The organism is Bradyrhizobium sp. UFLA03-84 (assembly GCF_002289535.1).
GTDB classification, from domain to species: Bacteria; Pseudomonadota; Alphaproteobacteria; order Rhizobiales; family Xanthobacteraceae; genus Bradyrhizobium; species Bradyrhizobium viridifuturi.
The window spans coordinates 1-12,916 of record NZ_NSJY01000005.1 but is presented as its reverse complement, the minus strand read 5'-3'; the positions used below and the strand labels follow the sequence as shown (position 1 = coordinate 12,916).

The window sequence follows — 12,916 nt, the reverse complement described above, 5'->3', positions numbered from 1 at the left end:
TCCCCGCTCGATCGTCGGATGGTTCGTTCTTTGCTGGGGCCTTTTCCTGATCGCGGCCGTCGTGGTCGGGGCGATGTTGATCGCCCTTTACATAGAGACGAACAGCCAGCGCATAGATCGTGCGGAGACCGTCCTGGTGAGAGCCTGCGACGCGGTCGCGCGGGAGGCCGCCGGATCGGCCGTGACTGTTTCGGCGGATGATCCGAGCCGCAGCGCGTCTCACGCGCTCGAAGCATTTGCGGGAGTGGAAGGTGGGATATGGCGCGCCGGCGTTGGGTCGATAGCCTATGCGTTTCCTTCCTACGAAGGCACTGGCGTCAAGACGGATCTCCCGCAAGCGGAGGAGCGGACGATCCGTCAGGTTGCCGAGAGTACAGTTGCCGCCGATCGGCCTGTCGCCTGGAAGCGAGATGCGCCCTCGCAGGTTTTGATGCTGCAGGGCTGTCCCATCCCGGGCAAGCCCGATCTTGCTGCGTGGGCCATGACCCGGGTCGTTACGGTCGGTGGTCGGCCATTCCTGTTGGCGACGACGGGCCTTGCTCTGCTGCTCGTCGTATTGCTGGGCTCAGCCGCTCTGCTCGCCCGCGTGTTGTGGAGGTGGTCGCTGCGCCTCCGTTCGATCGAGCGGGCACTTGCGAGCGGATCGGCGGATCTGCCGGTCCTAGCGCTCACGGGCCAGCGCGACCTCGATCGCATCGTCGGAGCCATCAATGGGGCCGGTATCGCGGCCGCGGAGGCGCGGCAACGCTCCGAAGAACTCCGGCAAAGGGTCGCCGAAGGCGAGCGCCTCGCCGCGCTCGGTCGGGTAGCTGCAGGGGTCGCCCATGAGATACGGAACCCAATGGCTGCCATGCGGTTAAAGGCTGAGAACGCGCTGGCCGAAAATGCCGATCCGTTGCGCGCGAAGGATGCCTTGCGCGTGGTGGTCGACCAGGTCGCCCGGATGGAGCAGTTGATGCAGAATCTCTTGCGCTCTGTCCAACGTTCCGCCGTTCGTCGCGAGGCGATCTCCGATGTCAAAGGTCTGCTGGAGGAGCACGCCGAACTGTTCTCCGAGCAGGCTGGTCGCAGGCCGATTTCGGTGGAAGCCCCTGATGCGCTCGATCCTCCGGCCCATCTAGACCCATCGCAGATCGGGCGTGCATTGGACAATCTGATCCTGAATGCCATCCAGAACTCCCCGGAGGGCGCGCCGATCAGGGTCTTTGCCAAGTCAACGGTGACCGGTTTGGAGATCGCGGTAGCCGATCACGGCAACGGCGTCGCCGCAGAAATCCGTGATCACCTGTTCGAACCCTTCACTACGGGGCGTGCCGACGGTACAGGCCTCGGCCTTGCGATCGTCCGCGAAATAGCGGAGGCCCATGGGGGCCGCGCGACGGTTGAGCATCGAGGGGACGGGACCACGTTTCTCATCGAACTGCCGGGCGGAGCGTCCTGATGACCCGAGTGTTGATCGTCGACGACGACGAGGCGCTGCGCGGGGCCCTCTGCGAAACCATCAGAGACCTCGGTTACGAGGCGAGCGCCGCGTCCAACGGGCGCGAGGCGATCAGTCTTGCGGCCACGTGCCGACCTGACGCGATACTGCTCGATTTGCGAATGCCCGACATGAATGGCCTCGATGTCCTCCGCCACTATCGGGCGGAGAGCGCCAAGCCGCCGGTCGCGATCATGACCGCCTATGCGACCGCAGCAAACACGATCGAAGCGATGCGTCTCGGCGCTTTCGATCACATGACCAAGCCGGTCGGCCGCGACGATCTTGCCTCCCTGTTGCGCCGTATGACCCGAGCTCGTTCTTCCATCCGAGAGCCGGCGCGCGTTGTCGAAGCCGACTCCTCGGATGGCGATCTCATCGGATCCAGCGCTGGCATGCGGACGGTGCAGAAGACCATTGGTCTCGTTGCGGACAACGATACAACGGTGCTGATCACGGGCGAGACCGGGACCGGCAAGGAGGTGGTGGCCAGAACCATCCACCGCGCGGGGGCGCGCTCGACCGGACCGTTCGTCCCGCTCAATTGCGCAGCGATACCGGCCGACCTTCTGGAAAGCGAATTGTTCGGACACGTCAAGGGCGCGTTCACCGGCGCCGTCAGCGAGCGCAAGGGAGCGTTCCGGGAGGCAAGCGGAGGCACGCTCTTTCTTGACGAGATAGGCGACATGGATCTGGCGATGCAGGCGAAAATCCTTCGTGCGATCCAGGAGCGCGTCGTGACGCCGGTCGGAGGACGGTCGCAGCCCGTCGATGTGCGCATCGTCGCCGCCACGCATCGCGACCTTGCGCAATGGGTCACTCAGGGCAGGTTTCGAGAAGACCTGTTCTATCGGCTGAACGTGGTCCCGATCGTGCTTCAGCCGCTTCGCGCGCGGACGGAGGACATCCTTCCGCTGGCCAAGCACTTCCTGCGCCTCGCGAGCGCGCGGTCACTTGTGCTGTCCCCCCAAGCAGAAAAGCGGTTGATCGACCATCCGTGGCCGGGCAACGTCCGCGAATTGCGCAATGCCATGGAGCGCGCCGCCATCTTCAGCCATAGCGACGTCCTCGACGTCGATGATTTCGGTTTCCTCGATACGCCCATGCCCATTGCCCACGGTGATGCAACGGTTGGAACGACGGAGTTGCCTGCCGCTCTCGAAGAGCTCGAGCGAAAGATGATCTCCAACGCGCTTGCGCAAAGTCAGGGTAACCGGGCCGAGGCGGCTCGGAAGCTGGGTATTCATCGCCAACTGCTTCATTCGAAGATAACCAAGTACGGACTTGATCAGGTGGGCAACGGTTGCTGAGGGGGAAACTAGCATCGTCGAAATACCTGGTTTCTAGCTGGGCCGCTTGCTCATTAAGCCAGTAATTTTGATACGACAGACGCAGTTGCCTATCGCGCGAGTTTGTGCGGCAGCGCAGCTGGCGTTGGGCGAATAGCGGGCCGGCAATCATTCGGCCATTGTCGGACAGCGCGTCGCGACCAAAAAAGAACATTGCACTTCCTGGCGAAGCGAGCACGACCGACGCCGCGTTTGCTGTGGCCAATCCCCATTTGCGCGCGACCACGCCTGACGCGAGCGCGCAAATGCCCATGCAGACGTATCCGACCAGATAGACGGCTGAGAGAACTCCGCCGCGGCTGTCTGCCGGCGCGATGGCGTTGAGCAACGTCAGCGCACGCAGAAATAGGAACGCATAGCCGTCGTAAGTTCTTCCAGCCGGGACAGCCGTGCGATCTGCGTGGCGTTGTCCTCCGCCAACCTTCTGATTTCAGCCACGGTATCCATTATGGACACGCTACCTTCCGCGAACGGGCCTAGATAGCTTTCGTCTCCGGTGATGATGAACCCGCGTTGCCCGGTCTCCGCGTCCTGCAGCTTCATCTGCAACTGATCGATAGCCGTGATGATGCGAAACGTGTGCTCCACGTCGGCGCGATAGCTTTTCAGAAGTTGGTTGTACCCGAACGAGATCGCGCCGCTCATGACGATCGCGACCACGACCGGGAGGGAAGCGATCATTCGTCGTCGTGTCAGCAGCTGCGTAGCGCGCATCGTTGGATCCTGGCCGTGGGCGAACCTTCAACCAGGAGCATCGCCAATTGGCTTCTCCCGGCGCAAATGCGGTTCCTCAACGGAAATCCGTCCCAGCGCATACCCCGCGACCGGCGTCGTGATTGCGGACGGGGTGTCTTCAAAGCCGACGATCCGGAACTGACGAAGTGAGAATTTGCGAAGTGATTTCAAGGCCTCGGCCGTTGGCACGCGGCTTGCGAAGGCTAGTACGCCATCATCGATAGCAAGGAGCGTCTCATGCATTGGATCGATCCCGATCATCTGCCGGAAGTCGTCGGAACCGTCGATCTATTCCTCGTGAACAAACACGGCGAAGCCGACGGCTTCCTCATGACCGACGGCCGCGAGGTTCATGTCCCCCCACATCTGTCGCCACGCCTGCTGCGCGACGTCCGCCCAGGCAGCAAGGTGCGCGTCCGTGGCGTGCGCCCGCGCGCCGTCGAAATGATCGCGGCCGTCGCTATCGACACGCCCAAGGGCCGCCTGCTGGACGAGGGTCCGGATCATCGGCCCGACGAGGACGAATTCGAGAAAGCCAAGCACGGACCCATGAACGTCCAGGGTGTCGTTCGCCAGCCAATCCACGGACCGAAGGGTGAGACCAGAGGCGCGGTGCTGGAGGATGGTCGTATCATCCGTCTCCCGCCGCACGAAGCCGAGCGGTTTTCCGACCTGTTCTTCGCGGGTCGCAAGATCGCGGCGAAAGGCGAAGGAGCGACCACATCTTTCGGAACTGTGGTTGAAGCCAGGGAGATCGGTCCTTCCTCGGACGAACTCAAGGCCGTCGGCGGCCCGAAGCAGCCCAAGCACGGCCCGGGCCACAAGAAGCCCAAGCATCACGAAAAGCATCATCGTCCCGGCCATCACGCTTGAGCGCTGAAAATGGAAAACATCTCGAACGCCCGACCGTTACGTTTCGTGCAGATCGGAGATCTGCACGCCACGGATCATGGCCTGCAGAACCATCGGGATTTTCTGCGGATCGTCGACGAGCTCAACGACAATGTCGGCGGCAAGATCGACTTCGTCTATCTGCCCGGTGACAATGCCGATGACGGGACCAGCGAACAGTTCGCGCTGGTGCGCGACGGCCTCAAGAGGCTCCGGCTCCCGTGGCGCGCGATCCCCGGCGATCACGACTTCAAGCCGAGGTCGCTGACCAGATTCTACGACGGCCTGTACGTCCCGAAGCTGCCTTTCGCCGAGGAGATCAAGGGCTGCGTCTGTCTGTTCCTCGACGTGGTCTCGCAAGGAACCGGTGGCCCCGATTTCAGGCTGGGTCAGCAACAGTTCACGTGGCTCAAGTTTCGGCTCGCTGCCGCTAAACAAGAGGGCAAGACTTGCGTCGTCTTGATGCACGCCTATCCCGCCGATCTCGGCGACGAGGCGGAAGAACTGACGCGGGTGCTCGACGAGAGCAATACGCTGCTCGTCGCCATGGGCCATACCCACTACAACGAGATTTCGCACGATGGCCGGACCGTCTATGCGGCGACGAGGTCGACGGGACAGATCGAAGAAGGTCCAGTCGGCTTGGCGTTCATGGCCGTTGATGGCAACGCGGTAAGCTGGCGGTTCAAGCCGCTCGAGTCGCCGTGGCCGTTCGTGATGATCACGTCGCCGGCGGACCGCCGCCTTTCGATCCACGGCGATGGCCAACCGACCCCGGCCGAGGTGAGAGCTACGGTCTGGGGCGCGGCTACGACAGCGCATGCGGATCTCCGTATCGACGACGGTCCCTGGCTTCGGATGTCGAGCATCGAAGGCGGCCAATTCAACGCGCCGCTCCGTTCGGACACGCCATGTCGCCTCGAAGTGAGAGCAACTGACCAAAACGGCTCACAGGAACGCGACGTTATCGAGTGGGACCCAGACGGCAATCGTGATCGCGCGTCGAGCGGCAGCGATACGAACTCGATTGGTGCATGGCCAGAACGCCATTTATTTGGAACGCAGCTTGGTCCCAATCGAAACGGGCGGAAGTGGTGATCGCCCACAACCATTTTCTCGGTGGAATTTGACGTCATGCAGAACATCAGTCCGGCCTGGCTTTACCCGATCATTCTCGTTTGCGGCGCGCTGCAGGCGTGGGGACCGCCGATGAACAACGCGTTGCGCAATTCGATGGAGAACCCCTGGCTGTCGAGCATCATCTCGTTCCTGCCGGTCGTCGCCTTTCTCTCCGTCTTGTGGATGTGCCAACCGCATCCGTTTCCGACACGTGAAAGCATCGCTGCGATGCCATGGTGGGCCCCGCTCGGAGGGCTGATCGGAGCGTTCGCAGTCGTGGCGGGCCTCATATTCGTCGGCCAGGTCGGCGCCGGAACGTTCGGCGGCCTGACCATCACGGCGAACATCCTGATGTCGCTGATCATCGACAAGTACGGATTGTTCGGAATGACGGTCCACGAGCTCAGCTTGGGCCGCATTGCTGGCGCCATCCTCATGGTGGCCGGCATCGCCCTCATCTCGAGGTTCTGAGGGGAGGTCCGAATGACGCTCGCGCAATCCCAACAACGAGCCCTCGCACCACTGCTCGCCTTGAACTTCTTCATGGCTGACATGCAGGCGGGCATCGGCCCCTTCCTCGGCGTCTTCCTCCTCGCCCACGGCTGGCAGAGCGGATGGATAGGAACCGTGATGACCGCGGGCGGCGTCGCCGGCATGCTGATGACCACGCCGGCAGGAGCGTTGATCGACTCGACGCGCAGCAAGCGCCTGTACGTGATCATTCCGGGCGTCTGCACCGTCATCGCATCCGGCATCGTGCTGCTGTCGCAGGAATTCTGGCTGGTGGCGGCATCCCAGGTGGCGACCGCGATCGCCGGCGCCGCGATCGGCCCTGCGGTAGCCGGCATCACGCTCGGTATCGTGCGCCAAGCCGGCTTCAACCGTCAGAACGGAGAGAACCAGGCCTACAATCACGCGGGCAACATGGTCGGCGCGGCATTGTCCGGCCTGCTCGGATGGCTATACGGTTTCACGGCCGTGTTCTGGCTGTCGGCGGCGTTCGGCGTGCTCTCGATCATATCCGTGCTGATGATCCCCGGCGATGCCATCGACGATGACGCCGCCCGTGGTCTCGAGCAGAAGGACAGCCAGCAAGGCCACGTCAGTGGGCTGCAGGTCCTCGTCGAATCTAAGCCGCTGCTGATCCTCTCGGCCGCTCTGCTGTTCTTCCACCTCGGCAACGCCGCGATGCTGCCTCTCTACGGACTTGCGGTGGTCGCCGACAAGCATGCGGATCCCGCAAGCTTCGTCGCCATGACGATCGTGATCGCCCAGGGGGTGATGATCCTGACATCATTGGCCGCGATGCGGATGGCAGAGAAGGAAGGCTACTGGTTGGTGTTGCTGGTCTCCTTCGTCGCCCTCCCGATCCGGGGCGTCATCGCGGCTTGGCTGCTGAGCAAATGGGGCGTCTACCCGGTGCAGATCCTCGACGGCATCGGAGCCGGTCTGCAGAGCGTCGCCGTTCCCGGACTGGTGGCTCGGATTCTCGACGGCACCGGCCGCGTCAATGCGGGCCAGGGCGCGGTTATGACCGTCCAGGGCATCGGCGCCTCGAGCAGCCCGGCGATCGGCGGGTGGATCGCGCAGGAGATGGGCTACGGATCGATGTTCCTCATTCTGGGCTCATTCGCCGCCGTGTCGGTCGGGCTCTGGCTGGCTTTCGGCTCGCTGCTCAAGCCGGCCTGTACCGGGAGGCCGGGCCGCACGACACCCGAACTTGCGGTCGCAGGGGCAGGTTGATGTTCAACGCAGCCACCGCGACATGGGGCATCGCAGGACTCGCCACTCTCGGCGTGGTCGCTCGGCCGTGGAATTTGCCCGAATTCATCTGGGCAGTGACGGGTGCGGTGCTGCTCGTCGCCTTCGACCTGCTGCCGTGGCGCGAAGCCTTGACAGCAGCCGGCAAGGGCGTCGACGTCTATTTCTTCCTTGTTGGGATGATGCTGCTCGCCGAGGTCGCACGCAAGGAGGGTCTGTTCGACTGGCTTGCCGTGCAGGCCGTGCGGCAATCCCGCCATTCGGCATCCCGGCTGTTCGCGATCGTGTATGCGGTCGGTACGGTGGTCACGATCTTCCTGTCGAACGACGCCACGGCGGTGGTCCTGACGCCCGCGGTCTACGCGGCGACCCGTACGGCCAAAGTCGAGCCGTTGCCATATCTATTTGTCTGCGCTTTCATCGCCAATGCGGCCAGCTTCGTGCTGCCAATCTCAAATCCGGCCAATCTCGTCGTCTTCGGCGAGCGGATGCCGACACTTATCGAATGGCTGCGCTACTTCGGCCTGCCGTCGGTGGTCGCGATTGCTGCGACGTTTCTGCTGCTCCGCTTCAGCCAGCGTGACAGTCTCCGAGGCAGCGTCGAAAGCGACGCGAAGAGTGTTGTGCTGACGCGCACTGCTGCGATCGTCGCGCTCGGCATCGGCGCGACGGCGGTCGCGCTTTTGGTCGCATCGGCACTCGGCCGCGATCTCGGACTGCCGACGTTCGTTTGTGGCGCGATCGTCACCGCGATCGTTCTGGTGCTCGGGCGGAAATCTCCATTGCCGGTTCTTCGGGATGTCGCCTGGTCCGTTCTGCCGCTGGTCGCCGGGCTCTTCATTCTCGTCGAAGGGCTGAACCATACCGGCGTGCTTCCGGCCCTTGCCGACATGTTGAAGCAGGCGGCCGCCGATGCGCCGAAGGCGACGGCGTGGGGCAGTGGCATCATATCGGCGTTTGCCTCCAATCTTATCAACAATCTCCCGATGGGCCTAATCGCGGCCACTACGTCTCACGCGGCTCAGGCCTCGCATGAAATAACGGCGGCCATCCTTATCGGCGTGGACCTCGGACCAAATCTCTCCGTGACCGGTTCGCTTGCCACGATCCTCTGGCTCATCGCGCTCCGCCGCGAAGGAGAGAACGTCAGCGCCGTGCGTTTTCTGAAGCTCGGCCTCCTGGTGATGCCGCCGAGTCTTGTGCTTTCGCTTTTTTCGCTTTCGCTGGTGGCGCCTCGATGACGCTCCAGCAACACCCGTTCTCACTCGTCGGAGCGAGGACTAGCAACCAGAGCCGATCGGCCGATCGGTGCAATTTGGAGGAAAACATGACCAGTGAATCAAACCGTGGCGATCGGACCGGCCTGTCTCGGCGTACTCTTGCTCTGGCCACCGGCGTCGCCGCGTTAGGCGTCGCGCTCGGCATGCGCTCGACCGCGTTCGCGCAGGGCAAAGCCGACGGCAAGGGCGAAGGCAAGGCGGATGCAAAGATCGAAGGCAAGGCTGACGCCAAGGGCGAAGGAAAGGCCGAAGGTAAAGGTGAAGGCAAAGGCGAGGGCAAGGGAGAAGGCAAAGGCGAGGGAAAGGGAGAAGGTAAAGGTGAAGGCAAGTTCGGCGGCAAGGAGGTGCGCTGGGACGGCAAGGCTGGCCGCATAAAGGTCGACGTCGCGAGCGACGGCACGACTGCCGTCGACGTGCGCTGCGCCGCCGATGAATCCATGCGGAGCTGCGCCGACATCACGCGCGACATCATTGATCGGATCAAGGCACCGAAGTAGCTTGAGGAGCGCGACATGGCTTATGGCGACCTCGTCGCGCGCGTCGATTTCGATATGACCCGCGCGTCTTCCTTCTCTTACAATTGTCACGCTTGCAAGCGCTGCTGCAGGAACAAGGCCATCCGGGTCAATCCATATGAGGTCCTGCGGCTGGCGCGCCGCTTGGGACTCTCGACGACCGAGTTCATTGAGCGCAAGACGGAAGCCGGTGGCACCGTCTTGCGCTCGGCGGAAGACGGCAACTGTGTCTTCCTGAACGAACAAGGCTGTTCCGTGCATCCGGATCGTCCGCTCGCGTGCAGGATATATCCGCTCGCCCGCTGGGTTTCGGCCGAAGGCGAGGAGTCGTTCGGGCACCTGGCGCCGCACCCGCAGACGGAGGGCGTGTACGGCAACGCAGGCACGGTCCAGGACTACCTCGATCAGCAGGTAGTCGAACCATACTTCCGAAACTCGGATCGCTACGGCGTACTTTACGACAAGATGCTCGCAATTCTGGAAAAGGCGGATCCGCACGAACTCGATCGCCGGCAGGACCGCCGAAAGGAGATCGATGAACTTCCGTCTGGATCCGTCGCCTCGGCCTTCATGGACATCGATTCGATGGTCCGGACTTCCTTGCAGGATGATCCGGACAAGATTGTCGAGCGCCATATCAAAGAGGTCGAGAAGTGCCTTATCTGGATAGACGGAGAAATCATGCCGGCCGAATCAATCCGCGATTCAGAGGTGTGAGGGCTTGCAGAACTTGAGTGTCCGTACGGAGGAACGAGGAGGAGACACGCATGGAAAGCAGCGCGCAAGCGGTGCACGCGCGAGGATTCTTTGCTTTGGTGGATATTCCCAGTAAAGCAACTGGGTTAAAGCGGCGAATCTTGTCATGTAAGCGCCGGGCGGCTGTGCATTGGGGAGTTGCGCTACCGCAGTAACGATCTGAGCTGGCGCGAAAGGCATATTTAATAGCACGCTGTGAGGCACGCCGAGAGACGGTCACTGATCTGCTGGGTCTCCAGTCATGTAAACAACAGGGATTCGGGGTCGAGTTCTCGGGCGCGCCTAGCCACGTCCCAGCCGTTTGGGTCCGCCCTTGTGCAAAAGTATACACAGCAGGGAGACTTTAAGTTTTTCGCAGCGCGGCCCTAACTGGCCACCGAAAATTGTGTCGCAATGGCCGCTCGCTCCGGACCGCACAGGTCTGACGTGATAGCCGCTGGCGGCGCACTATTTGCTAAAATTCTCGCCACCATCTGCCGACTTCGTCCGCTCGATGTTCGTACTGCTATCGGACCAACCTCAAGACTAAAATCTGTATAACGGGTGGCCTATTGAACGAAATGCCTTGCCAAGAGTTGGTTCCACCGATCACTCGGGGAAGCAAATTAGAGCTGCGATTTTCGTCAGGTCTTCACGCAACCTTTGTCGAACATTGTTTCGATCAACCGAAGGCCACGCCTTTGAATTCGGCAAACCAACCCATCAAGCTCGCCGGCTGCGTCGACGCGGCCGAGGTCGCGAATTTCTGCACGTGGCCCTTCGCGGGCATTGCGTTCGTCCGGCTCTTATGTCCTCTCTCGGAGCCTAACCGGACTTCAACTGTCTTGCCGCGAGGGCTACCCACAGCCGATGGCAATCGCCATGATGGTTCGCTTCATAGCGCGTCTCCTCAAGCTGCTTCGGCATTGATGGCGCTGACCGCGAGCTTGGTGAGGGCTTCATCCGTCTTCTTTTCCTCGGCCAAGGTCTGGTCGATCAGCTTGACGGCGTCCTTCATGCTGAGCTTGGCCGCCCAGGCCTTTAGGGTGCCGTAGCGGGCGATCTCGTAATGCTCGACCGCCTGAGCCGCGGAGACCAGACCCGGATCGAGTGCCGGCGTGTCGGCGTACTCCTCCATAATCTCCTTGCCTTCGTCGAGGATGCCCTCGATGGCATCGCACTTCTTGCCGCGTGCGGGCTTGCCCATCAGATCAAAGATTTGTTCGAGCCGATCGATCTGTCCTTCGGTCTCGTCATGATGCTTCTCGAACGCGGCGCGCAACTGGTCGGAGCCAGCGGCCTTGGCCATGCGCGGGAGCGCCTTGAGGATTTGCTTCTCGGCGTAGTAAATGTCCTTGAGGGTATCGAGGAAGAGGGCGCTGAGGTCTTTCTCCGGCATTGGTCTGCTCCGTGTCTGCGGGTTGATATGCACCCACAACCGGCGCTCCGGGACCTCGTTCCTATCTGCGCCGGCGCATCCGTCATCGGCGATCGCGTAGCTTTGCCGCAAGGTCGTCAAGGAACGAAGCCTCGGCGCAGCCGTTGGAGGGGCTCATCTTTCAACGGAGGACAGCGATGGATTGGAATCGTGTCGAAGGCAACTGGAAGCAGATGAAGGGCAAGGTCAAGGAGCAGTGGGGCAAGCTCACCGATGACGATCTCGACGTGATCGCCGGCAAGCAGGACCAGCTCGAAGGCCGCCTCCAGCAGCGCTACGGCTATGCCAAGGACCAGGCCACCAAGGAAGTGAACGACTGGTACGGCCGCCAGAAATGGTGAATGAGGCTGTACTCGAAGGGCCCCGCCTTTGACGGGGCCCTAGCCTTGTGCGGTCTGGAACGGTGGCTGATGCCCAGCGTTGGAGGATGTTGTCATCGCCCCTAACCACGGATTTCCATGCCGATCACGGTCCGGCCGACAACGCCCGATATTGCCATTGCGCACACCATCTCGCGCAACACGACACCGCCAACCGAGCGCGCCGCCTCGATCCTGACATGGATGGCTGACGAGCACGTCGTCTGTGCCGTGACACTGGGGTGGTGGTTATGGTGCCGCCGCAAATCCGAGCCCCAGCGCTTGGCGAGCGACCACCTTCTGGTCACGGCGTTGGCCGCGTCGCTTATTCCGCATCTGCTGAAATCGGCTTTCGACCAGGAGCGGCCCGACCGGCTCACCGTTGTCGGGCACCTTCATGGCGTTCCGATATCGGGCAGGGCGAAGGATGCGTTTCCGTCCGGCCACGCCATTCAGGTCGGCGCCATCAGCTCGGCCGCGAGCCGACTTCCCCCAGGCGAGCGTCGAATGGTCCGCGCGCTCGGGGCCTGTCTGATATCGACCCGCGTGTTCTTGCTTGCGCACTGGGCGAGCGATGTCGTCGTGGGATCGGTGATTGGAGTGGTACTCGAGCGGCTGATCCGGTGCGTGACCGGCTACGGTAGCAAGCCGCCGATCGGCGATCCCGGCCGTTGGTAGGCTAGCTCCTTGATCGAGGAGAGCCCCCTGAGCCCACCAGAGGGCCGAAAGCCCGCAATCACGCTGCAGCCTTTCCCGGCTTGTGGACTGACAGAGCCTTAACGTGCCGTGCCCAGCGTTGAAGTGCCTCGCGCATCTCGCTCGCATACCGAGCGCGGTTATATACCCCGGCAACGCCGGCCCGATGACCGCTGACGTGGTTTAGGATCGCTTCTACGATGTGTGGCAAGACGCCTAGCTGGTCGGCCATGACCGTGGACGCTGATCTCCGAAGATCGTGAACGGTCCAATGAGGCAGTGGTTCGCCCAGGGCTTCCGCGATCCGCGCATCAAGTGCAGTCTTCGACTTGGACCAGCCCGAGAAACCACGGGGTGGGTCACCACTGCGTCGGGGTCCGTCACCGAAGAGGAAGTCTCGGCCATCTCGGCGGGGTGGGAGTAGGGCCAACGCGGCGGGAACCAATGGCAGCACGTGCTCGCGATGGTTCTTGGTCCGGGTGGCTGGGAGTGTCCAGAGTCCCGAACCGGTATCAAGCTCGGCCCATTGTGCACTGCCTACTTCATCACGGCGTTGGG

The 12,916-nt window shown here is 62.3% G+C and carries 15 protein-coding genes; 11 read left to right on the top strand and 4 right to left on the bottom strand.

Annotation, left to right across the window (positions count from 1 at the left end; translation table 11 throughout):
• The first annotated feature begins 73 nt into the window (after positions 1-73).
• Entirely contained in the window at positions 74-1,441 is a 1,368-nt protein-coding gene (locus CK489_RS02750) for a sensor histidine kinase (RefSeq protein WP_095731227.1), read from the top strand.
• Positions 1,441-2,790 (top strand): sigma-54-dependent transcriptional regulator, encoded by a 1,350-nt coding sequence (locus tag CK489_RS02745; RefSeq protein ID WP_095731226.1) that lies wholly within the window; start codon positions 1,441-1,443, stop codon positions 2,788-2,790. Before CK489_RS02750 ends, CK489_RS02745 begins: the two co-directional genes overlap by 1 nt.
• Before the next feature lie 369 nt (positions 2,791-3,159).
• Here CK489_RS02745 and CK489_RS02740 read toward each other — a convergent pair whose 3' ends face one another.
• Together CK489_RS02740 and CK489_RS02735 are read right to left on the bottom strand one after the other, a co-directional pair.
• Complete coding sequence (locus CK489_RS02740; protein WP_050630350.1) at positions 3,160-3,543, bottom strand: CHASE3 domain-containing protein; 384 nt, start codon at positions 3,541-3,543, stop codon at positions 3,160-3,162.
• Positions 3,544-3,570: 27 nt separating this feature from the next.
• Positions 3,571-3,807 (bottom strand): hypothetical protein, encoded by a 237-nt coding sequence (locus CK489_RS02735; RefSeq protein WP_095731225.1) that lies wholly within the window; start codon positions 3,805-3,807, stop codon positions 3,571-3,573.
• Between CK489_RS02735 and CK489_RS02730 the strand changes: the two genes are divergently transcribed.
• The 7 genes from CK489_RS02730 (at position 3,802) to CK489_RS02700 (ending at position 9,847) form a co-directional block, all read left to right on the top strand.
• On the top strand, positions 3,802-4,437 hold the full coding sequence (locus CK489_RS02730; protein ID WP_095731224.1) for a hypothetical protein: 636 nt from the start codon (positions 3,802-3,804) through the stop codon (positions 4,435-4,437). The two genes, CK489_RS02735 and CK489_RS02730, sit on opposite strands and share 6 nt — an antisense overlap.
• Positions 4,438-4,446: 9 nt before the next feature.
• Complete coding sequence (locus tag CK489_RS02725) at positions 4,447-5,553, top strand: metallophosphoesterase family protein (RefSeq protein ID WP_095731223.1); 1,107 nt, start codon at positions 4,447-4,449, stop codon at positions 5,551-5,553.
• A gap of 36 nt (positions 5,554-5,589) precedes the next feature.
• Complete coding sequence (locus CK489_RS02720) at positions 5,590-6,045, top strand: DMT family transporter (RefSeq protein WP_094194201.1); 456 nt, start codon at positions 5,590-5,592, stop codon at positions 6,043-6,045.
• 12 nt (positions 6,046-6,057) lie between these two features.
• Positions 6,058-7,317, top strand: a complete 1,260-nt coding sequence (locus tag CK489_RS02715; RefSeq protein ID WP_245350234.1) for an MFS transporter — start codon at positions 6,058-6,060, stop codon at positions 7,315-7,317.
• Positions 7,317-8,576 carry an arsenic transporter gene (locus CK489_RS02710; protein WP_095731222.1) on the top strand — a complete coding sequence of 420 codons (1,260 nt, stop codon included), beginning with the start codon at positions 7,317-7,319 and terminating at the stop codon, positions 8,574-8,576. Before CK489_RS02715 ends, CK489_RS02710 begins: the two co-directional genes overlap by 1 nt.
• A gap of 86 nt (positions 8,577-8,662) precedes the next feature.
• Positions 8,663-9,112, top strand: coding sequence for a hypothetical protein (locus tag CK489_RS41205; protein WP_158226399.1), 450 nt, complete (start codon positions 8,663-8,665; stop codon positions 9,110-9,112).
• A 15-nt stretch (positions 9,113-9,127) separates the two neighbouring features.
• Positions 9,128-9,847: a YkgJ family cysteine cluster protein gene (locus CK489_RS02700; RefSeq protein ID WP_095731221.1), complete on the top strand. Its 720-nt coding sequence runs from the start codon at positions 9,128-9,130 to the stop codon at positions 9,845-9,847.
• Between the two features lie 928 nt (positions 9,848-10,775).
• On the opposite strand, the gene CK489_RS02690 is transcribed toward CK489_RS02700, so the two are convergent.
• Positions 10,776-11,264, bottom strand: a complete 489-nt coding sequence (locus tag CK489_RS02690) for a YciE/YciF ferroxidase family protein (RefSeq protein ID WP_095731220.1) — start codon at positions 11,262-11,264, stop codon at positions 10,776-10,778.
• 176 nt (positions 11,265-11,440) lie between these two features.
• Between CK489_RS02690 and CK489_RS02685 the strand changes: the two genes are divergently transcribed.
• Both CK489_RS02685 and CK489_RS02680 read left to right on the top strand, forming a co-directional pair.
• Positions 11,441-11,644, top strand: a complete 204-nt coding sequence (locus CK489_RS02685) for a CsbD family protein (protein WP_050630357.1) — start codon at positions 11,441-11,443, stop codon at positions 11,642-11,644.
• Between the two features lie 117 nt (positions 11,645-11,761).
• Positions 11,762-12,340: a phosphatase PAP2 family protein gene (locus CK489_RS02680; protein ID WP_095731219.1), complete on the top strand. Its 579-nt coding sequence runs from the start codon at positions 11,762-11,764 to the stop codon at positions 12,338-12,340.
• 58 nt (positions 12,341-12,398) lie between these two features.
• Here CK489_RS02680 and CK489_RS02675 read toward each other — a convergent pair.
• Positions 12,399-12,916 (bottom strand): site-specific integrase (locus CK489_RS02675; protein ID WP_143278079.1); only part of this gene is annotated, 518 nt, incomplete at its 5' end.

Excerpts from the sequence above, each read along its gene's own strand:
- CK489_RS02715 (WP_245350234.1), top strand. The coding sequence starts at position 6,058 with ATGACGCTCGCGCAATCCCAACAACGAGCCCTCGCACCACTGCTCGCC.
- CK489_RS02735 (WP_095731225.1), bottom strand. The coding sequence starts at position 3,807 with ATGCATGAGACGCTCCTTGCTATCGATGATGGCGTACTAGCCTTCGCA.
- CK489_RS02685 (WP_050630357.1), top strand. The coding sequence starts at position 11,441 with ATGGATTGGAATCGTGTCGAAGGCAACTGGAAGCAGATGAAGGGCAAG.
- CK489_RS02710 (WP_095731222.1), top strand. The coding sequence starts at position 7,317 with ATGTTCAACGCAGCCACCGCGACATGGGGCATCGCAGGACTCGCCACT.
- CK489_RS41205 (WP_158226399.1), top strand. The coding sequence starts at position 8,663 with ATGACCAGTGAATCAAACCGTGGCGATCGGACCGGCCTGTCTCGGCGT.
- CK489_RS02680 (WP_095731219.1), top strand. The coding sequence starts at position 11,762 with ATGCCGATCACGGTCCGGCCGACAACGCCCGATATTGCCATTGCGCAC.
- CK489_RS02750 (WP_095731227.1), top strand. The coding sequence starts at position 74 with ATGTTGATCGCCCTTTACATAGAGACGAACAGCCAGCGCATAGATCGT.
- CK489_RS02745 (WP_095731226.1), top strand. The coding sequence starts at position 1,441 with ATGACCCGAGTGTTGATCGTCGACGACGACGAGGCGCTGCGCGGGGCC.
- CK489_RS02730 (WP_095731224.1), top strand. The coding sequence starts at position 3,802 with ATGCATTGGATCGATCCCGATCATCTGCCGGAAGTCGTCGGAACCGTC.
- CK489_RS02690 (WP_095731220.1), bottom strand. The coding sequence starts at position 11,264 with ATGCCGGAGAAAGACCTCAGCGCCCTCTTCCTCGATACCCTCAAGGAC.
- CK489_RS02720 (WP_094194201.1), top strand. The coding sequence starts at position 5,590 with ATGCAGAACATCAGTCCGGCCTGGCTTTACCCGATCATTCTCGTTTGC.
- CK489_RS02700 (WP_095731221.1), top strand. The coding sequence starts at position 9,128 with ATGGCTTATGGCGACCTCGTCGCGCGCGTCGATTTCGATATGACCCGC.
- CK489_RS02725 (WP_095731223.1), top strand. The coding sequence starts at position 4,447 with ATGGAAAACATCTCGAACGCCCGACCGTTACGTTTCGTGCAGATCGGA.
- CK489_RS02740 (WP_050630350.1), bottom strand. The coding sequence starts at position 3,543 with ATGCGCGCTACGCAGCTGCTGACACGACGACGAATGATCGCTTCCCTC.